General features: G+C 50.9%; 28 protein-coding genes. 11 read left to right on the top strand and 17 right to left on the bottom strand.

Annotated elements, in window-relative coordinates:
• Positions 1 to 403: 403 nt before the first annotated feature.
• The gene (aroB, locus tag ACYVAD_RS21365) at positions 404 to 1438 is read left to right on the top strand and encodes a 3-dehydroquinate synthase (protein ID WP_461141571.1); all 1035 of its coding nucleotides are present in this window, start codon (positions 404 to 406) and stop codon (positions 1436 to 1438) included.
• 327 nt (positions 1439 to 1765) lie between these two features.
• Positions 1766 to 2299 carry a DUF4136 domain-containing protein gene (locus tag ACYVAD_RS21360; RefSeq protein WP_461141570.1) on the top strand — a complete coding sequence of 178 codons (534 nt, stop codon included), beginning with the start codon at positions 1766 to 1768 and terminating at the stop codon, positions 2297 to 2299.
• An 89-nt stretch (positions 2300 to 2388) separates the two neighbouring features.
• Here ACYVAD_RS21360 and gldA read toward each other — a convergent pair whose 3' ends face one another.
• Entirely contained in the window at positions 2389 to 3303 is a 915-nt protein-coding gene (gene gldA, locus ACYVAD_RS21355) for a gliding motility-associated ABC transporter ATP-binding subunit GldA (RefSeq protein WP_461141569.1), read from the bottom strand.
• A 125-nt stretch (positions 3304 to 3428) separates the two neighbouring features.
• Here gldA and ACYVAD_RS21350 point away from each other — a divergent pair, with 125 nt between their 5' ends.
• The 3 genes from ACYVAD_RS21350 (at position 3429) to ACYVAD_RS21340 (ending at position 5956) form a co-directional block, all read left to right on the top strand.
• Positions 3429 to 3842 (top strand): lysozyme inhibitor LprI family protein, encoded by a 414-nt coding sequence (locus ACYVAD_RS21350; protein WP_461141568.1) that lies wholly within the window; start codon positions 3429 to 3431, stop codon positions 3840 to 3842.
• Positions 3843 to 3905: 63 nt separating this feature from the next.
• Positions 3906 to 5573, top strand: coding sequence for an amino acid permease (locus ACYVAD_RS21345; protein WP_461141567.1), 1668 nt, complete (start codon positions 3906 to 3908; stop codon positions 5571 to 5573).
• Positions 5574 to 5743: 170 nt separating this feature from the next.
• Positions 5744 to 5956, top strand: a complete 213-nt coding sequence (locus ACYVAD_RS21340; RefSeq protein ID WP_461141566.1) for a hypothetical protein — start codon at positions 5744 to 5746, stop codon at positions 5954 to 5956.
• Between the two features lie 90 nt (positions 5957 to 6046).
• Here ACYVAD_RS21340 and ACYVAD_RS21335 read toward each other — a convergent pair whose 3' ends face one another.
• The 6 genes from ACYVAD_RS21335 to ACYVAD_RS21310 form a co-directional block, all read right to left on the bottom strand.
• Positions 6047 to 7510: a DUF3526 domain-containing protein gene (locus ACYVAD_RS21335; RefSeq protein WP_461141565.1), complete on the bottom strand. Its 1464-nt coding sequence runs from the start codon at positions 7508 to 7510 to the stop codon at positions 6047 to 6049.
• Positions 7511 to 7748: 238 nt separating this feature from the next.
• Positions 7749 to 9146 (bottom strand): DUF3526 domain-containing protein, encoded by a 1398-nt coding sequence (locus ACYVAD_RS21330; protein ID WP_461141564.1) that lies wholly within the window; start codon positions 9144 to 9146, stop codon positions 7749 to 7751.
• Position 9147: 1 nt separating this feature from the next.
• Positions 9148 to 9855: an ABC transporter ATP-binding protein gene (locus ACYVAD_RS21325; protein WP_461141563.1), complete on the bottom strand. Its 708-nt coding sequence runs from the start codon at positions 9853 to 9855 to the stop codon at positions 9148 to 9150.
• A gap of 34 nt (positions 9856 to 9889) precedes the next feature.
• The gene (locus ACYVAD_RS21320) at positions 9890 to 12319 is read right to left on the bottom strand and encodes a TonB-dependent siderophore receptor (RefSeq protein WP_461141562.1); all 2430 of its coding nucleotides are present in this window, start codon (positions 12317 to 12319) and stop codon (positions 9890 to 9892) included.
• A 111-nt stretch (positions 12320 to 12430) separates the two neighbouring features.
• The gene (locus ACYVAD_RS21315; protein WP_461141561.1) at positions 12431 to 12673 is read right to left on the bottom strand and encodes a hypothetical protein; all 243 of its coding nucleotides are present in this window, start codon (positions 12671 to 12673) and stop codon (positions 12431 to 12433) included.
• 326 nt (positions 12674 to 12999) lie between these two features.
• Positions 13000 to 13734 (bottom strand): class I SAM-dependent methyltransferase, encoded by a 735-nt coding sequence (locus ACYVAD_RS21310; protein ID WP_461141560.1) that lies wholly within the window; start codon positions 13732 to 13734, stop codon positions 13000 to 13002.
• An 80-nt stretch (positions 13735 to 13814) separates the two neighbouring features.
• Here ACYVAD_RS21310 and ACYVAD_RS21305 point away from each other — a divergent pair, with 80 nt between their 5' ends.
• Positions 13815 to 14219: a phage holin family protein gene (locus tag ACYVAD_RS21305; protein ID WP_461141559.1), complete on the top strand. Its 405-nt coding sequence runs from the start codon at positions 13815 to 13817 to the stop codon at positions 14217 to 14219.
• A 68-nt stretch (positions 14220 to 14287) separates the two neighbouring features.
• Here the strand turns inward: ACYVAD_RS21305 and ACYVAD_RS21300 are convergent, their stop codons facing one another.
• The 6 genes from ACYVAD_RS21300 to moeB form a co-directional block, all read right to left on the bottom strand.
• Complete coding sequence (locus tag ACYVAD_RS21300; RefSeq protein WP_461141959.1) at positions 14288 to 14953, bottom strand: zinc metallopeptidase; 666 nt, start codon at positions 14951 to 14953, stop codon at positions 14288 to 14290.
• Between the two features lie 213 nt (positions 14954 to 15166).
• The gene (locus tag ACYVAD_RS21295) at positions 15167 to 15589 is read right to left on the bottom strand and encodes a DUF2147 domain-containing protein (RefSeq protein ID WP_461141558.1); all 423 of its coding nucleotides are present in this window, start codon (positions 15587 to 15589) and stop codon (positions 15167 to 15169) included.
• 198 nt (positions 15590 to 15787) lie between these two features.
• Positions 15788 to 16267, bottom strand: a complete 480-nt coding sequence (gene rfaE2 / locus ACYVAD_RS21290; protein WP_461141557.1) for a D-glycero-beta-D-manno-heptose 1-phosphate adenylyltransferase — start codon at positions 16265 to 16267, stop codon at positions 15788 to 15790.
• A gap of 30 nt (positions 16268 to 16297) precedes the next feature.
• Complete coding sequence (locus tag ACYVAD_RS21285) at positions 16298 to 17350, bottom strand: lysylphosphatidylglycerol synthase transmembrane domain-containing protein (protein ID WP_461141556.1); 1053 nt, start codon at positions 17348 to 17350, stop codon at positions 16298 to 16300.
• A gap of 155 nt (positions 17351 to 17505) precedes the next feature.
• Entirely contained in the window at positions 17506 to 17859 is a 354-nt protein-coding gene (gene panD, locus ACYVAD_RS21280; protein WP_461141555.1) for an aspartate 1-decarboxylase, read from the bottom strand.
• A 125-nt stretch (positions 17860 to 17984) separates the two neighbouring features.
• Positions 17985 to 19121, bottom strand: a complete 1137-nt coding sequence (gene moeB / locus ACYVAD_RS21275) for a molybdopterin-synthase adenylyltransferase MoeB (RefSeq protein ID WP_461141554.1) — start codon at positions 19119 to 19121, stop codon at positions 17985 to 17987.
• Positions 19122 to 19285: 164 nt separating this feature from the next.
• Here moeB and ACYVAD_RS21270 point away from each other — a divergent pair, with 164 nt between their 5' ends.
• The 5 genes from ACYVAD_RS21270 to ACYVAD_RS21250 all read left to right on the top strand — a co-directional run bounded on the left by ACYVAD_RS21270 (position 19286) and on the right by ACYVAD_RS21250 (position 23265).
• Positions 19286 to 20029 carry a 3-keto-disaccharide hydrolase gene (locus tag ACYVAD_RS21270; protein WP_461141553.1) on the top strand — a complete coding sequence of 248 codons (744 nt, stop codon included), beginning with the start codon at positions 19286 to 19288 and terminating at the stop codon, positions 20027 to 20029.
• A gap of 79 nt (positions 20030 to 20108) precedes the next feature.
• Positions 20109 to 20984 carry a hydroxypyruvate isomerase family protein gene (locus ACYVAD_RS21265; protein WP_461141552.1) on the top strand — a complete coding sequence of 292 codons (876 nt, stop codon included), beginning with the start codon at positions 20109 to 20111 and terminating at the stop codon, positions 20982 to 20984.
• Positions 20985 to 21104: 120 nt separating this feature from the next.
• Positions 21105 to 21986: a geranylgeranylglycerol-phosphate geranylgeranyltransferase gene (locus ACYVAD_RS21260; RefSeq protein WP_461141551.1), complete on the top strand. Its 882-nt coding sequence runs from the start codon at positions 21105 to 21107 to the stop codon at positions 21984 to 21986.
• A gap of 85 nt (positions 21987 to 22071) precedes the next feature.
• Positions 22072 to 22773, top strand: coding sequence for a TapB family protein (locus tag ACYVAD_RS21255; protein ID WP_461141550.1), 702 nt, complete (start codon positions 22072 to 22074; stop codon positions 22771 to 22773).
• Between the two features lie 111 nt (positions 22774 to 22884).
• Positions 22885 to 23265: a MerC domain-containing protein gene (locus tag ACYVAD_RS21250; RefSeq protein WP_461141549.1), complete on the top strand. Its 381-nt coding sequence runs from the start codon at positions 22885 to 22887 to the stop codon at positions 23263 to 23265.
• Here ACYVAD_RS21250 and ACYVAD_RS21245 read toward each other — a convergent pair whose 3' ends face one another.
• From ACYVAD_RS21245 to ACYVAD_RS21230, 4 genes are all read right to left on the bottom strand, one after another.
• A complete protein-coding gene (locus ACYVAD_RS21245) occupies positions 23266 to 24369 on the bottom strand; it encodes a cytochrome-c peroxidase (protein WP_461141548.1) in 1104 nt (367 codons plus the stop codon).
• 2 nt (positions 24370 to 24371) lie between these two features.
• Complete coding sequence (locus ACYVAD_RS21240) at positions 24372 to 25184, bottom strand: MbnP family protein (protein ID WP_461141547.1); 813 nt, start codon at positions 25182 to 25184, stop codon at positions 24372 to 24374.
• 131 nt (positions 25185 to 25315) lie between these two features.
• A complete protein-coding gene (locus ACYVAD_RS21235; RefSeq protein ID WP_461141546.1) occupies positions 25316 to 25519 on the bottom strand; it encodes a hypothetical protein in 204 nt (67 codons plus the stop codon).
• A gap of 9 nt (positions 25520 to 25528) precedes the next feature.
• Positions 25529 to 26377: a sugar phosphate isomerase/epimerase family protein gene (locus ACYVAD_RS21230; protein ID WP_461141545.1), complete on the bottom strand. Its 849-nt coding sequence runs from the start codon at positions 26375 to 26377 to the stop codon at positions 25529 to 25531.
• Positions 26378 to 26404 lie beyond the last annotated feature (27 nt).

Genomic DNA, 26404 nt, shown 5'->3' with positions numbered 1-26404 from the left:
GGTTGGTAACCCTTAGGCGATGAGAGAAACGAAGTTAAAAAAATGCTTAGCTGCTGACCTAAGCGATGGAGCAGGCTTGCAACATTGTTTTTTGTAGCAAGTAGCGGTGAAGTATACATTCTATCCATTAGATACTGTGCGGTTATGGGTTAAAACCGTACGTACGTACGGTATCGTGAACGAGTTAGATTCTCTGTTCCTGTAACCTATCGACTTTTATTTTCAACTACGCATTACTCACCACTATTACTAACGCCTTCACCGTGATGAGGCCCAGCGACCAGACCAGGTTCTGCAGGTATGCTATACCAATCCTCGTCATTGAAAGTTGACGATCAGTGCTTTTTTTCGCGAGAGTCCACCCAATGAATGCATAGGTCAGACTCTACCGTATCTTTGTCCAATGTCGACCGTAACCATTGCCCCCCTTAGCGAAAGCCTGCCTGCTTTCCTGGAAAAGTCTGATTTCTCGGCCATTGCCGTCATTGTAGATAACCATACGTATCGGTTCTGCTATCCAGAACTAAAAACGCTGTTGCCCAAACACACGTTAATCCGGGTTAAAGCTGGCGAAGAACAAAAGCATCTTGCCACCTGTGAGCTTATCTGGGACGCGCTAACCCGTGCTAACTTCGATCGTCATGCACTGGTGCTGAACCTGGGGGGGGGCGTTATTGGCGACATGGGCGGTTTTTGTGCTGCTACCTACAAACGGGGTATTTCGTTCGTGCAGGCACCGACTACCCTTCTGTCCCAGGTCGACGCGAGCGTGGGCGGGAAACTGGGTATTGATTTTCGTGGCTTCAAGAATCACATCGGCGTTTTTCAGCAACCAGATACCGTCCTGATTGATCCTGCTTTTTTACAGACGCTTCCCGAACGCGAACTCCGGTCCGGGTTTGCGGAAGTAATCAAGCATTGCCTCATTGCCGATGCGACTCAATGGAATGAAATCCGCCGACGCGACCTCAACGAGCAGGACTGGTCGACACTGGTAGCCCATTCAGTAGCCGTGAAACAGCGCATTGTCGAGCAGGACCCGACGGAAAAAGGGATACGTAAAATCCTGAATTTCGGGCATACCATTGGCCACGCGGTTGAAACGTATTTCCTGACCCAGCCCCGCAAGCGGCTTCTGCACGGCGAGGCCATTGCCGTGGGTATGGTATCCGAAGCGTTTATCGCTTTTCAAAAGAAGATGATCGACGAAACACTGTTGACTCAAATCGAAGAATACTTATTCGCCATTTACGGCAAGGTGCGCCTAATCAGCGACGATATTGTACCTATTTTGGCGCTCACCTTGCAGGATAAAAAGAACCGGGGTAACCAGGTACGTATGTCGTTGCTCGACGGCCCTGGCAGTTGTGCGTTTGACGTACCAGTCACGCCAGCCGAAATGCGGGCAAGCCTGGCATTCTACAGCGGCAACGCGTAGCCCATATCCTTACTTTCCTAGGCGATTCTCCGACGGGATGATCCGGGCCATTACGTTCCGGATTATCCCGTCGCTCTTTTTACCAGCTAATGTCCAGCGCAGCTATATTGAGGCTGCATTGTTCTCCTTTCTTTCTGATATTCTCAATAGCCATCTGGCATTGTTTAATGAGTAAAACCAGCAGCGCCTGTAAATCAAATTGTGTATTAAAATTTGGCGTTACCCAATTGGGCACCAAACATTTGCGCCTATCTTTGACTTATTCCTAGGTAAGTATATAACTAATTTTAACCAGGCTTATTTATTAACAACTTTACTAATTCCAGTATGAAAACAATCATTGGGGCGTTGGTGGTATTCGCTGTCATCGGCTTGTCAGCTTGCTCATCGAGCAAGTTGTTTGTCGAACACGATTACAGTTATGAGGGGCACTTTAAAAATTACCAGTCATTCAATTTTCTGGAGTGTGAATTTGTCGACTCTACCCTGCTTTGTTCCGACATTCAGGATGCCATCCGGCACCAGATGGAAGCACGGGGTTATCGTGTTAGCAACCGAAGCCCAAACCTGCTAATCTCTTACAACATTTTCCGGTCTGATCTGCGTTTCCGGGGCTATCAGCAGCCCGTTATCAAAGACTGGGTCGTGCGCGAAGACGACGATGCTACGTATAAACGAATTGACTACAACCTGGATGAAGGAACATTGATGATTTCATTGATCGACGCTGAGTCGTATCAGGTAATCTGGAAGGGTTACGCATCAAAAATGCTCCGCAACGAAAATTTCAAGAACAACTATTTCAAAGGCATTGTCCGGTCCATTTTCGACCAGTACCCGCTGATGGCCACGGCGAGGTAACGTAACAGGGGTCTGATAAAGCAAAGAGGGGTCGTTGATACGGTTGTATTTACCGTATCAACGACCCCTCCTCTTGTTTACGGCACCTACTACTTCGTTAGCTCCTTAAATATGCCTTCCAGTGAGTTTTCCTGCTGGCGTAAACCAACCAGTGTCAAGTGCTGATCGGCGGCCAGTCGAAAGATGGCCGCCCGTATGTCCACACCAGTACCAGCCACAATCTTGTATTGACCTTTCCCTAACGGCTCAAGCTGCTCTACCCCCGGCAGACGTAACAGATCAGGATTGGCCAGCTCACCCGCAAACTCAGCAACGATCACTACGTTTGATGCCGCGGCACTAGCTCGTAGTTGATTTAATGGACTGTCAGCTACGATCTGCCCTCGGTTAATAATCACCACCCGGTCGCAGATCGCTTCGACTTCCTGCATGATGTGCGTCGAAAACAGTACCGTCTTGTCTCGTCCGGCCTCCCGAATCACCTCCCGGATATCGGCGAGCTGGTTCGGATCCAAACCCGTTGTTGGTTCATCCAGAATCAGAACCGGCGGATTATGCAACAGTGCCTGCGCTAGGCCTACGCGCTGCCGGTACCCTTTTGATAACTGCCCGATACGTTTGTGCTGTTCGCGCCCCAGACCAACCCGATCGATAATTTCGGTGATCCGGCTAGACAGATCCTGGCCACGAAGACCGTGCAGCGCGCCCGCGAATCGCAGGAACTCGATTACGTACATGTCCAGGTAGAGCGGATTGTGCTCAGGCAGATACCCTACACTCCGCCGTACGTCCATGGGGTTCGTCCGCACGTCGAAGCCGTTGACCTCAATCGTACCATGAGTTGGCGGCAGGTAGCCCGTGGCAATTTTCATGGTGGTCGACTTCCCGGCACCATTGGGTCCCAGAAATCCCACGATTTCTCCTGGCTGAACAGTCAGTGAAATCTGATTGACCGCCTTTTGGGCCCCATATTCCTTGGTCAGGTTCTCTACCCGAATTGACATACTGAAACGAATGCTTGTGTTCTCTAACATTACGTATCGACTTCCTGATGCGTAGCGAATACTCAAGTATCGCACAAAAAATCGGAAAGTATCCCTATTTTTAGCAGTTTAACGGCAATACACGCATGTTGGCGTCGGATTCACTGAAAAAACTTGGGCTCCTGATTTATTTCCTGTTACTGGTCGGCAGTACGTACGGCCAACGGGTCAAACCTGCTCCCGACAGCAAGCCTATCGACTGCGACGAAGCTATGTCACAGACAGATATGAACCGCTGCGCCTGGCAACGATTCGAGCGGGCCGATCGGCAGTTGAACGCACTCTACAAACGCGTACTAGCCCGATTTCCGGCCGACAGGCGCACATTGGTCGTGAAGGCTCAGCGTCAGTGGCTGCTTTACCGGGACGCGCATTGTGCCTTTTACGACAAAGCTTACGAAGGTGGCAGCATGCAACCCATGGTTGTAGCCCTTTGCAAGGAACAAACTACCCTCAGCCGGGTCAAGGAACTGGAGAGCCTTCTTGAGGAACCTCATTGATCAACTCTCCTGCCAACTGGCGACACTAAATCACTTTATTCAGCTTACGAACGTATTTACCGGATGTCCATTTTTCGTAAAAAAACCGTTTCCCAGGCACTTGGCGATGCCAGTCAGCACAATTCATCCAATCTTATGAAAGTGCTGGGTGTTCGGGACCTGACATCGCTGGGTATTGCTGCTATCATTGGCGCGGGTATTTTCAGTACCATTGGCCGGGCGAGCTTCAATGGCGGCCCAGCCGTATCGCTTTTATTCGTTTTTACGGCCATTGCCTGCGTATTTACTGCGTTGAGTTACGCACAGTTTGCCAGCACGGTTCCGGTTAGTGGGAGTGCTTACACCTACGCTTATGTATCGTTCGGTGAAATCTTCGCCTGGGTCATTGGCTGGGCGCTTATCCTGGAATATGCCGTATCAAACATGGTAGTAGCCATTTCTTGGTCCGAGTATTTTACGTCCATGCTCAGCGGTTTTGGTATCAGTTTTCCCGGCTGGCTCTCCTCCGACTATGGGTCAGTCCACCGGGCTTACGAGCAGGTTCAGGCCGCAGGAGCAGCAGCTTCTGATATCCCAGCCAATGTAAAAGCCCTGGCCCGAGCCTACGAAGCCGCTCCGGTTGTGGGTGGTTTACGCATCATCATGGATTTACCAGCTGGTTTAATTACCGTGCTAATTACGTCCCTGGTGTACATTGGCATTAAAGAATCGAGAAATGCGAGCAACCTGCTGGTGGTGCTAAAACTGATTGTTATCGGTTTAGTGATTGCCGTTGGGGCATTCTATGTAAAACCCGAAAATTGGTCTCCCTTTGCGCCTAATGGCGTGCAGGGCGTTCTGAGCGGAGTAGCGTCGGTCTTCTTTGCCTTTATTGGGTTCGATTCTATTTCGACTACCGCCGAAGAGTGCCGCGATCCGCAGCGCGACTTACCCCGCGCCATGATTTACTGCCTGGTTATCTGTACAGTGCTGTATGTCCTCATTACGCTCGTTCTGACCGGCATGGTTAACTTCAAGGAACTGGGCGTTGATGACCCGCTGGCTTACGTGTTTCAGAAACTGAACCTCAACTTCATGGCCGGAATCATTTCGGTTAGTGCGGTGGTAGCCATTACAAGCGCTCTATTGGCGTATCAACTAGGCCAGCCCCGTATCTGGATGACTATGAGTCGGGATGGACTACTGTGGCCTAAATTTTCGCAGGTCCACCCGAAATACCGGACGCCATCGTTTGCGACAATTGTTACGGGCGTACTGGTTGCCGTTCCATCGCTGTTTCTGGATATGCAGTTTTTCATTGACCTAACCAGCGTAGGTACGTTCTTCGCGTTTATCCTGGTTTGTGGTGGTATTCTGTACCTTGATGCAACTGGTATTTCCAAACAATCCAAATTCCGGGTTCCTTACGTCAACGGCAAATACCTGATCGGGATCGGGTTCATCCTCACCTTTGGTTACGCCTTGCAAGCCGGACACGTACTGGACGCAGCGGAAGCAAAACCATTACTGTTTGTTTTTTGGGCTACCTGGGCAGTATTATCAGCGCTGGCGTTCTCGCGTAATTTCTCGTTGCTTCCTGTCATGGGCATTCTCACGAATCTGTATCTGATGACTGAACTGGGCGTAACGAACTGGGCTATTTTCCTGATCTGGCTAGCCATTGGCTTGGTAATTTACTTCTCGTATGGCTTCCGCAAGAGCAAACTATCGCGCCAGTCAGCTTCCGTATAAGTTGCTCGAAAAGCAGCAGCTATGAACGAATCGGAAGCTCTGTTTTGCATTTATTTTTGCTTTTTTTGGGCTTATAAGCCCCAGACTACCCGTTAACTACCCGCGCTTTACTAGGTTTCTTTCATATAAGTTTGTTGTTTTGTTGAGTCAACAACGCAACACACCAGTCAATGAAACAAGGAAATGTCGAGGATGAAGGCTCGGAGGGCAATTTCGCTCCCGACTCGTTGGCCACGGACGATTCGTTTGCTCTTCTCCTGGCTTTATACCGTAGCCGAGTTTACGAGCAATATCATACTCAATTTACGGATAACTCTTTCCAGGATGTAGTAGACAATAAAACTGCCTCCTCACTGAGCTACACGTATAATTTCCCTCAGTAAGCCTCTAATTTGTCTGCACTATTGGTCCGTAGAGACTCTATCTCTACGGACCAATATCGTATCTACGTATCTACATTACCCTCTTCGTACTTACCGACTGGCGACGAGTAATCGCCGGTAGCCGATCAGCAGCAGGACAACCACGAGGGCAACGTACAGCAGCACCGAAAATTCAATGTGCAGCCAGTCGTAGTCGGCATAGGTGCGGGGCAAAAAACGCGGAATGGCTTCGGCGTCCCGCACAGTAAAAGTACGGTAGGCTTGTTCGGTTGCCATTTTAGGGTAAAAAAATTGCTGGGTCTTTATCCGGAAAGCATCGACGTCGCGGCTGAACTGGTTAAACTGGTGCCAGTGTGTACCGGCCAGCCCAGCCAAAACTTCCTGCATCATCAGCGCCGGGCTGATGAACTGCAATCGCTCAATGGCAGCCTGTTGCCGCTCGATTTGTTTGTACAGCTTCTGCTCAGCTACGTGAGCGGCCGCATCTTTGATTTCCTGGCTTTTGTACACAATTACCCCGTAGCCGTACACCATGCCCGGCGTAACGACCGACGCCTGCCGGATCATCGTCCGTGGACTACTGAATACGTCTTTGGTCAGCGCCTGTCCGTCTTTCTCGAAATACTTATTGATGGCGTTACGTTCTTCGTTAGTCAGCGAAATACGGCTCGGGATGGGGTACAGCCGGTTCAGCCCGATCTGGAGCAGATTTGGTACCAGCAGTCCCAGCGCCAGCCACAGGCCAATCAGCACCATTGCATTCAGGTTCGAGCTGAGCGAGAAGCTGTTGACCAGAAACGACAGGGCGAACCAGAAGCCAAAGTACAACGATACAAAACCGACGATCCACCACCAGTTGCCAGTCACCAGAAAAACCGGGCCAATCAGCGCGGCCAGAACGGGCGTTACCACCAGCCAGAAAAAGCCGGTGAACAGGCCGTAGCGGATACCAATGCGGTATAACATCAGCCGGGCAATCGACTGGTTGCTGGTTTTAAGTAGCACCCACGTCCCCTGCTCTTTTTCGGAGGCCAGTACGTTGTACGTAAATACGATAATCAGCAGCGGCAGCAGGTAGATGACCACGAAGCCAAAATCGAAGGTGCCGATGAACTGTAACAGGCTGTTGTCGATCTCGCCGTCGAAAACCAGGTTCTGCTTTTTGTTGATGTACACTTTATAATAGTAGGGCTGCACGTCGCTCTGCCCCACCATCAGCGCCTGGAGAGCAAACGGCTGTTTGACAGCAAACTGCGGCCCCTCATTGCGGGCCGTGTTGTAAGCAAAGGTCGGATCGTCCCAGATAAAGCCGTCGTACCGCATCTGGGCCGCTTCGATTCGCTTGATGCGGTTTTTCAGGCTATCGGCCATCTCGGTCTGGTACGTGCCGATCTTACCAATCGTTTGCTGCTGTTTACGTAACATGCTGCTGCCAATCCACAGACTGGCCATCAGTACCAGTAAAATCAGGGTGAACAAACTGACCAGTACCCTATTTCGGTACAATAGTCGAAGTTCGTGGGCCATCATGACCCGAAATAAAGGTGTGCACATGACTAAATGAGATACGAATTTCGATATACGTTAGAGACTGTCTGAATTCCTCTAAGTCCTCTAGAGGGCAGGTCTGTTCAGTTGTAGTTAGATTCTACCCCCCGCCCCCTAAAGGGGGAGAAACTCGCCTACAGACGTCTCCCCCTTTAGGGGGCGGGGGGTAAATTAAGCCGAAGAAAATCTGGCAATTGGCAAGGCTGATTTAAGACTCGTTCAGAAATGATTTCCAGCCAGCTTCTTACACCCGGACGCGTCGGTACGAGATAACCATTAGTACCAGTGCCAATACGGTCCAGCCCAGCAGAATTCCCAAAGAGGCCACGGCATTGCTTAGCCGCCAGCCAACGCCCGGCGCCTGGTAGGCAAACTGCGGTACGGTTTTCCAGAAGACGTTAGTCGCGACGGTATTATTCTGGTAAAACGCATCGACCTGCTCACCTACCCGCCGACGGTGCTGCTCGGCTTTGGCGGCAAAATCGTAATGGGTGTTCATATCAGTCGCCGTCAGGTGCATCGACAGGTCGCGGAAGGCCAGAAACGGCGACAGCAGCGCACTGGCCAGCACCAGCCGATCCTGCCGGAATTCGTTGGCTTCGACGGCAGCATAAGCGCGGTCCATGACCCACCCATCCGATTCCTCAAAGTATTCAATGGTGATGGGAATGAAAAAGACGGGTAGGTCCTCCAGCCGACTAACGCCGTACTGCTTCAGGGTCCGGGCTTCCAGCTGCGCCCGCCGGGCATCTTTCGTTCCTTCATTGCCAACGCCGTACTGTTTTTCCTGGAACGTCTGCCGATCGAAATCCGCCGACGTAACGGATGGGTATACCCGCCGGGCCAATTCAGCCGTCAGGCGGGGTATGAGAAAAACACCTAGGAGCCAGAAGCCGGTCAGCCCCACCAGCGCCAGCGACGAGGAACGTGTCAGCAGCGACACTGCCACGCCCAGCACCGTCAGCAAAATTGCGTAAAGTAGCAGACCGGCTACGTAACAACCGTAGACCGGAAGCACCGTCGGCCAGTCGACCGGCTGCGGCTGGACGAGCAGCAACGCCAGCGGAATCAGGATAACAAGCGCCAGTAGCGCCCCTACCAGTAGTCCGCAGGCCAGCAGCTTGCCCACAAACAGTTGCCGAGCCGTCACCCGCGCGCTCAGGACCATCTTGATCGTGCCATTTTCCCACTCTTTAGCGAACAGGTTATGACTCAACAGGAAAATGAACAGGGGCAGAATAAACTGCACAAAATAGCCCACGTTGAGAAAGCCGAAGCTACGTAACGCCGTCGAATCGGTCACTTCCCGGAACCGCACGATACCCCGCTGGTGGGGCTCAAGATAGAACGAGTTACCCGTGTAATCGTCGATGCCGTTTTCGAGCAGGGCCAGCTCCGCCATCGGTTTATAGGCGTAAAAGCCGAAATGCGCGCCCAGGTGTGGGTTTTTGTCACCCTGGCTAATAAACTGCTGATACGTTACCCGCTGCGATTCGCTCAGCAGTTGCTGGTGATCGACGGCATAAGTATAGCCGTTGTACAGCGCCAGCCCCACCAGCAGCGCCGTACCGATCAGCAGCCAGTTCATGCGGGTTGTCCGGATCAGCTCCGTCAATTCCTTGCGAAAAATAAGACCGATCATCTCACGCAGCCTGTTTAACAGTGGCGATGTATAGATCCGTCAGTTCAGCATAGGCGACTGCTTCCGAGCGCAGTTCGTGCTGCAAACGCCCCTGGTGCATAATGCCGATGCGATGACCCAGGTTTTTAGCCATCAGTAGATCGTGCGTGGCCATCAGCGTACAGACTCCCTGATCGCTGAGCCGGGTAATAACTTGAGCAAACTCGTTGCTGGCGTGAGGATCGAGCCCGGATGTTGGTTCGTCGAGAAAGAGCGCTTTCGCCTGTTTAGCCAGTGCAATGGCAATACCAACTTTCTGGCGCATCCCCTTCGAGTACGACCCCACGCGCTTGTCAAGCGCCGACGCCTGCAACCCGGCCGTACGCGTAAAGGCAATGAGTTCATCACGGGTGTAACGGTAGCCTGACAGCCCACTGAAGAACGCGAGGTTCTCCAGCCCCGTCAGCGTAGGGTACAGGTTAACAATTTCGGGAATGTAGGCGATCAGGTTGCGGGTCTGCTGATTATCAACCGATACTTCGATACCGTCGATCAGCGCTCGCCCGCTGCTGGCCGGAATGAATCCCAGAAAGATGTTGATTGTGGTTGATTTGCCAGCCCCATTCGAGCCCAGCAGGCAATAGATTTCTCCCGGACGGATGTCCAGATCCAGCTCGTTCAGGGCCGTATGGGTCCCGAACTGCTTGGACAGTCTTTCAGCTTTCAGCATGCGATATGTGGTTCAACAGTAGCCTTCGCGTGGCTCAGAAGGTGTAACTCACGCTCAACCGACCGTTGACAGGTGCCTGCGGTACCCAGTAGTAGAGGCCACTGCGGTACCAGGCCGTTGCAATCAGCGTTTTATTGAGCAGGTTGTTCACCAGCAGATTCACTTTAAAGGAATTTCGTTGTCCAGAACCGTATTGCCAGCCGATTCCTCCGTCGAGCCGGAAGAAATTGGGGATTGCGTGCTGGGTTGCCGTAGCGTATCGCTCGCCACGCCCGCCCTGGTACTGGTAACCCAGCGACAAGGTCAGTCCGGAAACTACTGTGCCGGGCAGTTCATAATTAAGCCAGGTATTCTGAATGTGCTTGACGTACATCGGCGTGGGTGTACCAACCAACGCCATATTGACGTCATTATCAATTTTAGAGTCGTTGTAAGCATAGTTGACAACCGCGTTCAGGCCACGGGCTACCTGCCCCACCACATCAAAATCGACTCCTTGAGCGTGGTTAGCACCTACCTGTATCCGGTACAGGCTGTTGTTAGGATCGGTGGCGATGGCGTTCGAACGGTTGATCCGGTAGAAGGCCACCGTTGTATTCCAGCGGCCGTTGAACCAGTTTTTCTTGATGCCAATCTCCCGGTTGGTACCCTCTAGGGGCCGAATGGCTTCCCCACCGATGGTCACCCCGGCCTGCGGCACCAGCGTCCGGTCATAGAGCGCGTATACCGACAGATCAGGGCGTAGGCTGTAACTGATTCCTAGTCGGGGCGTCGCTACGTTATCGCTGGATGTCGTGGTTACCCCCGACACGTCGTTGCGGGTCTGGACGGACGTGTAGCGGAGGCCCAGTGTCAGCCGCAGTTTATTGGCGAACAGAGCCAGTTCATCCAGTGCGTAGAACGAGCGATAGTTGACGGTCTGCGTGGTATTGCGGTTGATAAGCCCGCCCGGCGTGTGGTAATTAGATATCTCAGCGCCGTAAACGGGATTGTTGATGTCGAGCGGGTAGTATCGTAGCTGCGTTTTACCCTGCGCGTCGGTATACGTATCGTACTGAACGTAGCTATCGGCCCGGAAACGTTTCTGATTTACGTCGACCCCGGCCAGCAGCTGGTGTTTCAGCCGACCCGTGGTGAATTTGCTGTTAACGAACGCCTGCTCTGAAAACACTTCCGTGCGGTTCAGGTCGTACTTGGGGTTACGTAGCAGAACGGTTGGATTAGCTGTGTTCACGCCCGTCACCCACATATATGCGCCCTCGTTGTCGTTGCGCATGAACGCCCCTCGTACTGTCAGCTGCCAGTTGGCACTGAACTGGTGCCCTACTGTCAGGAAGCCAGTATGATCGTGAGACCGTATGGGAGTTAAAGATGGCTCATGAATGGAAAAATCAATAGGCAGCGTCGAGAAACCAATCGGCGAATCCACGCCGGGCGTCATCACAATCGGACTGTACATCGCGTATCTGTTCGACTGGTACTGATATTCCACCGATACGTAGGTCCGGTCGCTGATGCGGTATTTGAGGACGGGGGCTATTAGAAACCGCTGGTTATTGTCAAACTTCACGAACGAATTTGTGTGCATGCCCATCCCATTGAGCCGGTAGAGCAGTTTGCCTTTCTTGTCGAGTTGACCATCGAGATCAACAGCCAGCCGGTAAAAATTGAAACTTCCCAGCATGGCGGTCGCTGAGTATCGGCGTATTCCCGTTGGCTGTTTGGTAACCACGTTGAAGCTACCCGCCGGATCGCCGATGTTGTTCATAAAAAGCGACGGTCCTTTCACGAACTCCACCCGGTCGATGATGGCGGCATCTTCGGGCGACGGTCCCCGGTAGATGGGCGTCAGGTCGATGCCGTTACGTAGGGTAGCAATCTGGCCACCCCGCATAAACATGTAAGGTCCCAGATTATTCGACACTTCCTGCCGCACTACCCCGCTGACATTACGGCTAACGCCTTCGGTCATGTTGAAACTGCCCTGATCGTAAATGATTTCAGGCGTAACGGTCTGGATATTCTGCGGCAAATCGATCAGGGCAGTTTGAAGCCGCAGTGCGCTGGAAATCGTGTTCGTCGCGTATTGTCGATAATATTTCGACTGAACCCTCACTTCCGCCAGCTGCCGCGCATCATCGGGCACCAGCCTTATGGTCAGATCGGGGTTATCATCCTGAATCGATACCGTTTGCGTTTGGTAGCCTAGAAAACTAATTCGAATGAACGACACTGCCTGAGCAGGCAGAATCGAAAACCGACCGCTGCTGTCGGTCATGGTACCCTGCTTGCCATTGGGAACTTGAACCGATGCGCCAACCAGGGGTACATCAGGGCGCTGCTCGTCGATAACCCGGCCCTTGATTAGTTGAGCAATCGCCGTTGAGGGCGAAATAAGAACTAGCAGAATCAGGCAAAAAACGCGCAGGACCGGCTTAACAGCGGCCAGATTAATCCGCGGCATAGCAACCGTAAATACTTGGTTTATCGGTACTGGAAGAGCAAGCGGTACAGCGTTCATGTTAATAGATACGGTAGCAACAACTAGTCTGGCTTCGGGGAGGTAAGGATTTACTTACGACGTATAACTATTCGATTGGTGCGTTTTACGGAAGCGCCAGTTGGTCCAGCCTGCAAAGATAGCCAGTGCGATCAGTAACCAGATACTCTTGGTGCGTTCCGATTCCAGCAGATGCGTGATGAGATTCGGCTGTTCCGTGAGCCGCTCGATGATCCAGGCCGTTGCGGCTACGCCCGCCAGCAGTGCTCCTCCCACGCGGACATACTGATAGGTTGGCGTGCGACTTAGCAGAATCAACTATATACAGCTTGATAGCAACCAGTACCGGCGCCTATTGTCTGGACTTAAACTATCTACCCGTAAGTCCCGACTTTATAACCGGAAATTTATCCTTCTGCTCAGGTAATAAGATCAGGTCCGAGTACGTACCGGACAGTTTAGTGGTGGTCTATTCGGTACTCTTCGGCTCCGTTAGCATAGCCGCAAAAGCCCCCTGCACCTGTCTGGAAGGCGAGGGTTGCTCTGGTGCTGGCGCCAGCATTGAAGGTGTGGGGCTGAGTATAGGAGTGTTTCGAAAACTGCTTCTAATGACCGATATGGTGTGGGTTCAGTTCTACCGAACTTCACTTCCCAAAAAACATGATATGCTGCTGAGGTAGGCGCTTGTCGTTCTTCAGTAATTTAAGCCCTACTGCGTTCATCTCCTTAGTCGCCTGCGCTACGCTCAACTTGTGCAGTTCTTTAATTGGCACACTCGGATCCTCAGCCCTGTACTCGACTAACACTACCCGCCCGCCAGGTTTCAGGGCTGACACAATGTGCGTTATCATTTCACGGGGATACGAGAACTCATGATAGGCATCGATCATAATTGCCAGGTCAATACTGTTGTCGGGTAGCTTTGGATCAAATTCGGTACCCAATACGGGTTGCACGTTCGTAATTTTTCGCTTCGCTTTGCCTTCGTTTAGGTATTCAATCATTTCCGGCTGTATATCCACCGCCAGCACTTTACCCTGTGGTATTTCTGGGGCCATGACAAACGTAAAATAGCCGGTTCCAGCACCAATATCAGCAACCACATCGGTCGGTTTCAGATTCAGCGCCTTTATCAGCAAATCAGTCCGTTCTTCCTGCTCCCGCTCTGGTCGTTCGAGCCATGATGCCCCCAGATGGCCCATGACCTGCGCAATCTCCCGGCGCTGATAAATCTTACCGATACCATCGCGGCTGGCTTCACCAAAGCGATACACCTTGGCGGAATCAGGCGGGGCTGATAACGTAGCGGTTTGCTGTTGCGATGAACTACGACCGCAGGCTAACAGCGTCAGCAGAAAGAAAATGACCAATCGATGCATGGCGAAAAGGTTAATGCTTCCGGTAAAACCATCGCAGACGGAAACAGTTGTTGAAAAGAACCACTTAAATCACTCTTTGTATGAATCTGCTACTACACTTGTTGTTAGATGCGGCTGTCATTTTCGGGCTGGCTTACGTCATACCTCAGATTGACGTCAAAAACTTTGGTACGGCCCTCCTCATTGCCGTCTTACTGGGCCTTCTCAATTTCTTTGTTGGCTGGGTGATTCGCTTTCCGCTCAACCTCTTCACATTCTTCCTGCTAACGGGTTTAGTTCGAATTATTGTGACAGCCTTGCTATTGAAGCTGATCGACAAATTCATGGATAGCTTCACCATCGTCGGCTTCTGGCCGGCTCTACTGATCGCACTCGCCGTAGCTGTTGCCGGCACACTGATCGACCGGTCGGCTCCAACGGAAGAAATGGTCGAAGCGGGCTATGTCGCCCTAACGAATATGCTACCAATCCCACGCCTGGGTTAGTTTGCTGAATAATAAAAAAGCCGCGCCCTGACTGAGCGCGGCTTTTTTATGAGTTAAATCCTGAACGGTTAGTCGCTCCGGCGGCCACCCATCAACAGGCTGGCGTAGTAAAGCAACGTTGCCAGTGAGCCCAGTGCGGCAACTACGTAGGTCATCGCGGCCCACCACAGAGCATCTTTGGCGTAACCATATTCCTGCTGCGTGACGATGTTATTGTTTTGTACCCAGGCCAGGGCTCGACGGCTAGCGTCGAACTCAACGGGTAACGTAACAAAGCTAAACAGCGTCGTCAGAGCGAACAGGGCCACCCCAACTGCCAGCGGAATGGGCGTAGTTTGCAGTAACAAAATACCACCCAATAGCACCCACTGCATGTAACGCGACGATACAGTCAGTACCGGTACCATAGCTGAGCGAAACTTCAGGGGCGCATAGGCCACCTGGTGTTGAACCGCGTGACCACATTCGTGGGCAGCTACGGCGGCAGCCGCTACGCTCCGACCGTAATACACGTCGGCGCTAAGGTTGACCGTTTTATCCTCGGGATTATAGTGGTCAGTTAGCATGCCCTCAACCGAAACGACCCGCACATCGTAGATGCCGTTTTCACGCAGCATCGTCTGTGCGATCTCCGCTCCGCTCATGCCGTTGCTTAGACCAATCTGTGAATACTCGTTAAACTTACTCCGCAACCGCCAGCTGACAAACATGCTGAGGCCGAAGATGACAATCATTAATAACCAGGGTGAAATCATTTCAGATGGTTAGGTTTTTGGTTTTGTGAAATAGGCAACTTAACGTACCATCAACAGTAAAACAACTCTTTTGGACGAAAAGTATCCCGCCCTTACTACCATTTATCCAACTCCGTGCCCGTTTGTCCTGTAACAGAAAGCCCGATGTTCGTTACAAACATCGGGCTCCATTGCTTTAAAAAGCAGAATTTATCAGTTCGTCTGCCGGGTCATATCAAATTTCTTGTGCAGAAATTTAATGCCCTTGTAGATCGTTACAGTTATTTTTTGAGGATCGGACATATTCAGTTCAACATCCAGTTGGGTACCGGTTTTCGGATGAATTAACTCACCGCCCGTCCACACTTTTCCGTCAAAGGTCAGGTTACTGATCAGAATCTTGTCTTTTTCCAGTCCGTAGTTTTTTACGCCTGCTTGGTCGACTTCAGCCACACGAGCGAAATACTGCCCACCTGCTTTGAACACATCAACGCTTGAGCCTCTTGTGGGAAACAACCACCGGCCGATAAGCATATCGCCCGTCCGTTCGATTGATGATTGTCCAGATGTGGGAAGTAGGATCAGTAAGGCTAAAAATCCTCCCCAGATTACGTTACGGGTAGTTACTACGTTCATCGGTTCTTATTTGTTTACAGCCTGAAGAATATATTTTACTAGATTAAGCTGGTCAACGTATCAGTCGATAATATTAATAACAGATTAAAGCTAGAAACTTCACTAACAAAATCCTATTAAGAACGTAGAATAAAGCAACTATATGCGAAAACTACCTATACCCCTGCTGCTTAGTCAGTAATTTGATCGACAAATTTCTTAGTAACTTGTTTTGATACGTTCGATCAATTTGGTGGTCGAATAGCCCGGCACCAGCGATATTGTTTCTACCTTCCCGCCCCGATCTAATACAAAATCAGAGCCAACAATAGTGGCTACTGTGTAATCGTCACCTTTTACTAAAATATCCGGCTGAACGGCTTCGATCAACTCCAGTGGCGTAGGCTCATCGAACAGGACAACCAGATCCACGAAAGCCAGAGCTGCCATGAGCCGTGAGCGGGCATATTCATTCACTACAGGCCGTAACGGCCCTTTAATCCGGCTTACTGATGCGTCGGTATTTAGCCCTAAAATAAGCTTACTGCCCAGACTACGCGCTTTTTCGAGGTAGTCAATATGCCCGAGGTGAACGATATCAAAGCAGCCATTGGTAAACACCAGTTGCTGCCCTTCCGCCCGCCATTCATCAGCTTGAGCAATAGCCTGCTCCCGACTTACTATTTTTGATTCTGTCACGGCTAATTGCCTTTTAGTCAATAAATTGAATCAGCGCGCCACGTTGATGGAGCGCGGATCGTCGAGTACGTCCTCCGTGTGCGTCGCCTTGTTACGCCGTAACAAAACGACCAGCAGACTTAGCACACCCAGGATAATGATCATGATTGTTGATACACCGTGGATAAACGTGGCCAGCACCTGCCCGTCCTGACTGGTCAGTCCGTACAACAACGCAACCTGCCCCACCAGCAGGTGAAACGAACCAATGCCTCCGGGTGTCGGTGCTGCCATGCCCAGTGACCCGACGACCAAAATGGTCAATCCGGCCAGCGGCCCCAGATCGGCGGTAGCCGGCATCGCGAAGAACAAAGTGTATGACATCAGGTAATAAAGTACCCAGATCAGCACTGTATGGAACAGAAACAGCCCCGGTCTACGCAGTTTACGTACGCTTAATAAACCTGCCAGCAGGCCGCTCAGAAACGTACTGACTTTCTGATACAGCGGATGCTGACCAAGTGCTTTCTGGTACCGCTTGAACAAAAACCAGCCGAGCAAGCCTAAGCCGACAACAACCGCTCCTGCCAGCAGCAAAATCCCTGATCCGCTTGTTCCTTTAGGGAGTTTGTCGCCCAGAAAATTGAGAAAGAACTCGCTCAACCGGTCAAACTCCAGCAGGAACGTAACACCGAGGAGGATCAACAGCATTAGTACATCGAATAAACGCTCGGCGACGACGGTTCCGAAGCTAATGTTAACCGGAACCCCTGACAGACGATACAACGTACCGCAGCGGGCAACTTCCCCTGCCCGGGGAAGAGCTAAATTCGCCAAATAACCCGTTAGCACGCTTGCCGTAGCATCAATACTGTTGGGCCGCTGGGGAACTACCGGCTCCAGCAGAACCCGCCAGCGCTCGGCCCGACTCCAGTGAGCCACTAACGTAAGTACGGCTGATACCAGCACCCAGCGATAATCGGCCGCACTGATTTTAGCCCAGAGATCGGCCGCGTCCAGATGGCTCTGCTGGAACGTAAACCAAAGCAGGCCGCCAGCGATGGCCAGGGAAATTAAATACTTGAGCGCGTTTTTGATATTCATGGAAACGAAGCGTATCAGTAAGAATGCCTCAGTAAAGATTACCGGTATAGATTATCTCGCTAAGGTTGTTTCGGTTGAGATACTAGTTGTACAAAAAAACTCCGCTACAAAGTAACGGAGTTTCATGCAGATGGCTATATCAACTCGCCAATTGCTCAGCTTTTCACCAGCCGATTGTTATCATCTGGAAAAACGACGACTGGTTTATGCGTTCGTGCCTCATCGGTGCTCACCATTCCGTACGAGATGATGATTATGATGTCACCTACCTGCGCTTTCCGGGCAGCAGCACCATTCAGACAGATCGTTCCCGATCCCCGTTCTCCTTTGATGACATACGTCACCAGCCGTTCGCCGTTGTTATTATTGACAATGTGGACCTGTTCGTTTTCGAGTAAGTTGGCTGCATCCATCAAATCTTCGTCGATGGTGATACTGCCAACGTAATTAAGTTCAGCCTGCGTCACCCGGACGCGGTGTAGTTTCGATTTTAATACAGTGATGAACATATCTACTAGCTGCTGCCGTTTGAGCGCGGCAAAGGTAAGACCTAATTGCTGACTGTTTGCAGCAACTGTCCCCAGAACAGTAGCGTCTGCCTGGTGGTTCCGGGTGGCGGGGCAGCAACAAAAGCTTAATAGACGGCCATATCGGGTTCTACTTCGCGCGCCCAGGCGTTGATGCCCCCTTCCAGATTATACAAATTTGTCAATCCTTCCTGAGCGTAGAGGTAGTTGACCACATTAGCCGAACGCATACCATGGTGGCAATAGACAACCACCGGTCGGTCGGTTGGAATCCGCTTACGGTTATTAGGAATCATACTCACCGGAATTAACACAGCGTTCTCCAGGTGGCAGAGTTCGTACTCCGGCCGCTCACGCACGTCAAGCAAAAAGATTTCTTCGCCCAGCGCCAACCGATCGGCGAGTTCCTGTACGCCCAGTTTCTGTGGTCCAGCCGCAGCCGTAGCAGCCCGGTAGCCCGAAGCCAGCCCCTGACGGGCGAGTTCGTCGGCATCGGCTCGTCGGCGGGTTTTGATTTTCTGCTGGCTCACACTCAGCAAATCCAGCATCAATAATTGCTCATTCAGCAACTGCCCGATACCAGTGATTAATTTGATCGCTTCGCTAGCCTGATACGTACCGATCACCCCCGGCAATACGCCCAGCACCCCAGTATCGTTACAGTTCGGAATTTCAATGTCGTTCGGATACTCCGGAAACAGGCACCGATACGTTGGTCCACGTTGGCCATTGCCCAGGTCATTATTCAAAACAGCTACCTGTCCTTCAAAGCGATGGATAGCTCCGTAAATAAAGGGTTTCTGCAGCTGTACACATACATCATTGACTAGGTAGCGCACCTTGAAATTATCCGTGCAGTCAATCACCAGATCGTAGTCGGAAATGATGTTCCGAGCGTTGCTGATCTCCAGTGCCATGACGTAACTGTTGAACATCAGCTCGGGATTCAGCCGTTTCAGGTGCCCGACGGCGGCCTTCACTTTTGGCTGCCCAACCTCATCGGTTGTGTAAAGAACCTGCCGTTGCAGATTACTCAGGTCAACCCGATCGGGATCAATAATCCCAATGGTACCAACTCCGGCGGCTGTCAGGTACAGGAGTACAGGGCATCCCAGTCCACCAGCGCCCACCACTAGCACCCGGCTATTCTTCAGTTTCAACTGACCGGCCGGGCCAAGTTCGGGCAGGTTTAAATGTTTCTGATATCGTTGTTTCTCAGCGGGTATTAACGTAGTGGCTTCCATAACAGTAGTCCGTGCGCATTCCAAATAGATGCCGTAATAATCCAACAGTATTAATTAACCAAAAATTGCGTTACCTATAAAACAGCCGCAATTATTTAGGAAACGTCCCTGGTGTACGTTTTTTCCTTAGTATTGTCATGACAAAATCCTAACAATTCTCAACTATGAACTACGTTCGTCTTTCTGCCGCTGGTTTACTGGCTTTAGCACTGACTCTAAACGTAACCCCGTCCCAGGCAACTGTGGCCGGAGAACCTACCCCCGTCTCTTCTGTAACTTCGAAAAAAGGTAAGTGGGAAAAACTCTTCGACGGTAAGTCGCTGGAAGGCTGGCATATATACCTGAAATCAGGTATGCCCATGTCGGACAAATGGACAATTGACGACGGCGCGATTCATTTGTCGTCGGGTGGAGCCGGCGATCTGGTTACCGATAAAGAGTACGGTGACTTCGAACTGGAGCTGGAATGGAAAATTGCCGAAGGCGGCAACAGCGGCATTATCTACCACGTTCACGAGGATCCTAAATACCGGGCTACGTATCTGACAGGTCCCGAAATGCAGGTGCTGGATAACGACAAACACCCCGACGCTAAGAAGGGCCGCGACAACAACCGTACGGCGGGTTCCCTGTATGACATTCAGAAGCCAGTTACGCTCAACACCGCCAAACCCGTTGGCGAGTGGAACAAAGCCCGGCTGGTTGTAAAAGATGGCCATGCGGAACATTATCTGAACGGTAAAAAGGTTGCGGACTACCCAACCAGCGGTCCAGAATGGGATAAAATGGTTGCGGAGAGTAAATTCAAGGCCTGGGATGGCTTTGGTAAATATTCAACCGGTCACATCGCGCTCCAGGATCATGGCGACAAGGTGTGGTACCGCAACATCCGGATTCGCGAACTATAAGCATAGCTAGCTTATTTGGTACCGGTTAGCGACTCGAAACGATGTCGCAGCCGGTGCTTTTTTAACGACTATTCCTCTTATGAACTCCCGCCGAAACGCGCTTAAAACACTAACGGGCACGGCTTTCGCCCTACCCGCTCTAACTACCTCACTGGCCCAAGCGGGTACGCCTGCCGAACAGACATCCCTCGTTCTGAAGGGCCGGATTAACCACTCCGTTTGCCGGTGGTGCTACAACAAAATTCCGCTGGAAGAGCTTTGTAAAGCCGCCAAGGATATGGGTATCAAATCCATCGATCTGGTTGACCCAGCCGATTGGCCCGTTCTGAAAAAGCATGGTCTTACGTCGGCCTTACCCCAGGGAGCGGGTAAAGGAATCGCTGATGGATTCAACGATCCTAAATTTCACGATGAACTGGTTACCAGCTACGAAGCCATTTTCCCGAAATTGAAGGAAGCGGGCTACAGTACGGTCATCTGCTTTTCGGGCAACCGCCGGGGTATGAGCGACGAGCAGGGTATGGAGAACTGCGCCAAGGGCCTGAAACGCCTAATGCCCAGCGCCGAAAAGCACGGCATTACCATGATCATGGAGCTGCTGAACAGTAAAGTCGACCACAAAGATTACATGTGCGATCATACGGCCTGGGGCGCTGAGCTTTGTCAGAAAGTTGGCTCAGAAAACTTCAAGTTGCTTTATGACATCTACCACATGCAGATCATGGAGGGCGACATCATTCGGACCATTCAGAAGTACCAGAAATACATCGGCCATTACCACACAGGCGGTAACCCCGGACGTAACGAAATTAATGACTCGCAGGAGATTTACTATCCGGCAGTCATGAAAGCGATTGTGGCTACGGGGTACAAGGGGTACGTAGCGCAGGAATTTATTCCTAAACTCGATCCCCTGAAAAGTCTTCAGGAAGCCATCACTATTTGTGATGTGTAACTGATATATTCCTGCTCAGAAACTAAAAAGAGACCAGACTTTACAATCTGGTCTCTTTTTAATTATCCACGAGATGTCACTGCGCGGACGTCGGAGAAAAAAGCGTATTTTTGTTTAAAAATGGCTACGAGCGTGCGGCAGCCCATTACTTCTTTAGCTTTCGTTTCGGGTTTTCTGCGGCTGGTTCGGGTACAGAATCTATTGATTCTAATACTGACGCAGTTGTTGGCGCGCATCTTTCTAATCGGTCCTCGTTCCGACTGGTCCAGCATCCTGCTGGAACCGTCAATCTGGCTATTGGCTCTCTCGACGGCATGTATTGCGGCCGCAGGATACATCATCAACGATTACTTCGACATCAAAATAGATCTGATCAACAAACCGGATCGGGTTATCATTGGCCGCTATTTGAAACGTCGGGTAGCCATGGGTACGCACCAGATCCTAAGCGTAGTGGGCTGCCTGATTGGGCTGTATATGAGCAAATGGGTCTTCGTGGCTGATGTACTGGCAGTTTCCCTACTGTGGTCCTATTCGGCCTGGCTAAAACGTCAGCCTTTCATTGGCAACGTTGTCGTGTCGCTCCTAACGGCCCTGTCGCTTATTATTCTGGCCGTTTATTATCGCCAGCAGGCCGACCTGCTACTGATTTATGCGCTGTTCTCTTTCGGCATTTCGCTCGTCCGGGAGATTATCAAAGACATGCAGGACATTCGGGGTGACGCCCGCTTTGGTTGCCGAACGCTCCCCATTATATGGGGCCCGCGACGTACTAAATACCTGCTTTACGTCCTCCTTAGCGCTTTCATCATCAGTCTTTTCCTCATTGCCGATAGACTCGGCAACCTTCGGCTGGGTTGGATTTTTGTTCTCCTGCTTATTCCGATCACTTGGTTGATCTACCGGCTTGTCGGTGCCGATACCCGACGCGATTTCGGTTACCTCAGTAATTTATGTAAGCTGATCATGCTGCTTGGCATCTTCAGTATGATGTGGGCCTAAGTTTTCTTCCGTTCCCTCAAGCGTTTACAGTAACTCAAAGCCAGGTTCCTACTTTTGTTTTCATCGAAACCTTGTCTTTGTTACCATGAAAACGCTGGTTCTTTCGTTGCTTTTTGTTCTTGCTACTACGCTCTCAAGTCAGGCACAAGACTGCCTAGGTATTCCACTCAAACAGGGCTCCGGCTTTGAGATGACTAATTACAACGCTAAAGACAAGCCAACCGGCAAAATGACCTATCAGGTCACCAGCGTCAGCAAAGAAGGTGGATCGACGGTCGTTAATATGCAGGCTCAGATGGAGGATGATAAAGGGAAACAGCAAGCTCCTTATACTATAAAATATACCTGTACGGGCAACGAAATCATTGCCGATCTGTCGGGCCTGTTTCAATCGATGCAGCAAAGCAGTTTGAAGAATTCGGAGATGAAAATGAAAACCAATCAGCTGACCTATCCAGGCAAACTCAGTCCGGGGCAGAAGTTGGCCGATGGTAACATGGAAGCCGAAATGACGACCAATGGCAGTATGATGGTAACGATGGCCATGAACATCACAAACCGACTGGTTGATGGCAAAGAATCCATCACGACTCCGGCCGGCACGTTCGACGCGTATAAAATTACGTCAGACATGGCTACAGAAAGTCGTGTGATGGGAATGCCAATTCGGGCAACGATGAAAACGGTTAGCTACCGGGCAACCAATCAGATTTTCGACATCAAGACAGAAACGTACAACAAGAACGGTAAACTAATGGGATACAGCGTGTTAAGCAAAATACTTTAGTTCCAGTATACGTTTCCTGCAAACAAAAAATATTTCTTCGCAACTAAGTTGCAAAAAACTAGGTTAGAAGTGGATACTAATACCGGCAACGTCGTATTTTTGTACCACTGTATGAAAACTGATATTCTGTCCCGCAAAGCTGATTATATCGGCATCACCGGCTCGGTGTTGTGCATCATCCATTGCCTGATTACCCCGGTTCTGTTGATGTCCAGTGCATTAATGAAGCACGATGAGCTTCGTTTTGGTTATCTCAGTCTGGATTACCTATTCATCATCGTTAATATCGTAGCCGTCTATTTTGCGACGCGGCACCATGCCTCACTAGCCATCAAGCGGTCATTATGGGGATTTCTGCTGGTCTTTGCGGTAGCTATCGTTCTGGAGGACGCGAACGAAGCGTTTGAGTACCTTGGCTACGTAGCCTCAGCCGGTCTGGTTATCACGCACATAATCAATATTCGCCAGCACCGTCTGGAACACGCGCACTGATCACGGACGAAATGCTTTGTTCGTCAGGAACGTATCGTCCGTCAGCGTGCGCAAAAATGCGATAATATCCTGCTGATTCTGCTGCGTCAGTGCAACTCCCAATTTGCCGTTTGCTTTCAATAGCGGGTCCAGTGCCGCATTATCCGATACACCGGTTGCGTAGTGATTCAATACGGCTTCGAGCGTAGCAAACCGGCCATCGTGCATGTACGGCAGCGTTACCGCAATGTTTCTCAGACTGGGAACCCGGAACTTATTCTTATCCGACTCCATCAGCGTAATATTATACCGTCCCAGATCGGGCTTAGCAGCATTTGGGTTAGGCAATAGTCCATTGTTCCGGTAACTCTGATCGGTGAATAACTCTCCGGCGTGGCACCCGGCGCAGTTCGCTTTGAACAGGGCTAGTCCGTTTAGCTCCTGACTGGTCAGTTCTCCGCCTGACTCCTTCCGCACGTATTTATCGTACTTTGAATTGGACGATACTAACGTCAGTAAAAATTGAGATAACGCTTTCAGAAAACGCTCCTGCGTTACGTCGGTCGAGCCAAACGCTTTGTAGAACAGCGACGAATATTTGCTGCTATTCTGTACTTTCTTCAATACGTGCGTCAGCGTATCGCCCATTTCAACCGGGTTCTGGATGGGAGCAATGGGGAGCAAATCCAGATCATGAACGCCACCATCCCAAAAGAAAGCTTTGTTCCAGGCCACATTCTGAATATTGAGCCCGTTACGTGGTCCTAGCAGATCATTAATACCGTGGCTTAATACGTGGTCGGTGTGTGCGAAAGCAGCCTCAGGAGTATGACAGAACGCACACGTAATAGACCCATCACGTGACAGTATTCCATCATTGAACAGTGTCTTTCCTAAAGCTACTCCTTCGTAGGTTAACGGATTCTTCGCAAAGTCGTAAACCGGGTCGGGAAAGTTGGCTGGTTTCTGCCAGGGGTACGGCGTCGTCTGGAAAGTTGGGGTTGTGATAGGGGGATCTGGTTTCGGTTCAACGGGATCAACCGTTGGTTTTCCCGACTGGCAGGCCACCACCAACGCGAAAACCCCAACGCTACATCCCAAGCCGATACGTTGCCAGACTTGCATCCTCAATTAGTTTGTGGTACGTATTGAAACATGCTGGCGTAATTCGAAGCAATCGTAGCCGAGAAGGGCGATACCATCACCGTCGAATTCTGCGCGATGCGAACCGGAGTTGTACCGGAGAATACTTTCTGCACATCAGCCTTAATCGCTATCCGCGTAGTTTGTTCCTCCTGGATCGACGGTTGCGCTGCCCCGAAGGGAACTGTTACCGTGCGTAAATTATTCAACGTTCGGGTATCGTAGCCACCAAACAATCCTACGTGGTACTGAAATCGACGCGCCCCAGCCGGATCGATTGGCGCCTGGGGCGAAGTGCCTTCCAGCTTAAAGAAGATATACCCGGAATTCCAGTCCCAGTACATACCGCCATTCATGCCGCCCGCTGGAGCCAGAACGCCGGTCCGCCGGCTGATGTCCATAGTACTGCGCAGGCTATCGACACCAAGTACGTAGGATACACTGACGTAATTCCCGGTTGGTACGTCTTTCAGCGTAATTGTCTGTGAAGCCGAATCGATCTCACGAACCAGAAAATAGCTACTATCTTGCGGAACAACGTACTCAGTGCCGTTGGCCCGTTGCAGTCGGATATTACTCACGAAATAATTCAGCAAGGAGACCGAAAATTGCTCTCCGGCGGCATTCTGATAAACCCCTGTGTTGAGTTGTAAATCCTGATTGCCAACCACGTTGTCGAAACGAATTGCCAGTGCGCCGGTCCGGGGGATGGTTGGGGGTTCGTCAGGCTGACAGGCAACGATGATGGTGGCCAGACAACCAAGCAGACAAATAGAGGTAAACAGTAATGAACGCATAGGCAAACGAATCGGTACAGACTTACCGACCACGCTAGTTCTAAACGAGCAGCCGGCATTCTTGTAACGAACAAAACGGACTGGTATTTTCAACCAGTTCGCCGAGTTTTTTTACCGGTTGCCCGCTGGACTCATTTCTGCCTGTAGGTATCAAACAGGACAATGAGCGCTATGCCCCCACCGCTCACCAATGCGATAAAGATCCAGATAACACCATTAGTTGCACTGAACGGTCTTTGGAGTAGCTCATACACCAATCCGGCGAGAGCACTAACGAAAATTCCGATCAGGCCAATGAAGATGAACAGAATGATAGGGGGCAGACGACGGAACATAGCCAGCCTTTACAGTTGCTTTAGATAAACCAAACTTTGGGGGACCTGCTGTTCGGCGGCAGGGCTTTCGTCTTCGATGTACAGATGGTCGATTGATGTTTTCTGAACTGCTTTCAGAATCGCTGGCATATCCAGTTGCCCCGTTCCAAGTACCACGGAATTTTCAGCCGACAGTTTGCCTTCGTCGTTGCCGGCTACGCCCTTGCGGACATCCTTCAGGTGCATAAGCCGGAACCGCTTTGGGTATTTAGTCAGCAGAGCAACCGGATTCTGCCCTGGCAGATAGGTCCAGGCAATGTCCATTTCGAAGCCGACGTAATCCGGGTTGGTTTGCTTAGCAAGCAGATCGAACAATGTACCAGACTCATAAGGCTGGAATTCGTAGCCATGATTGTGGTAGCAGAACATCAGTCCTTTCTCCTTGGCCAGCTTGCCGAATTTATTAAAATCAGCTGCCGCCTGCTGCATTAATTCCGGCGTCGCTTTTCCCTGATGCGGAATCCAGGCCACACGAACGTACTGGGCTCCCAGGGTTTTGGCGCGTTGCAGCACTGAGTCCGGTTGCTCATTGATAAGTTTATAGTCTACACCATAGCTACTGCATTTGATCCCGCGCTGGTCGAGTAACGTGCGCATTTCGGACGCTGTCTTACCGAACAGGTTCGATAACTCCAGATCGGTAATTCCCAGCGCCTTAATTTTATCTAGTGTACCGGGGACATCCTTACCAAAGCTATCTCGGAGGGTAAATGAGACAATACCAGGTGTTTTACGGACAACTTTGCCGAATGGTTGTGCCTGTGAAGCAGTAACAATAGCCGCGCTCAGAAAGAGCGCCCTAATAATACCTATTTTCATGGAGTAAGTTATTTTCACAAGGTTCAT

It is taken from the genome of Spirosoma pomorum, assembly GCF_054776615.1.
The sequence above is the reverse complement of the archived record's forward strand: the minus strand, read 5'-3'. Positions and strand labels throughout refer to the sequence as shown.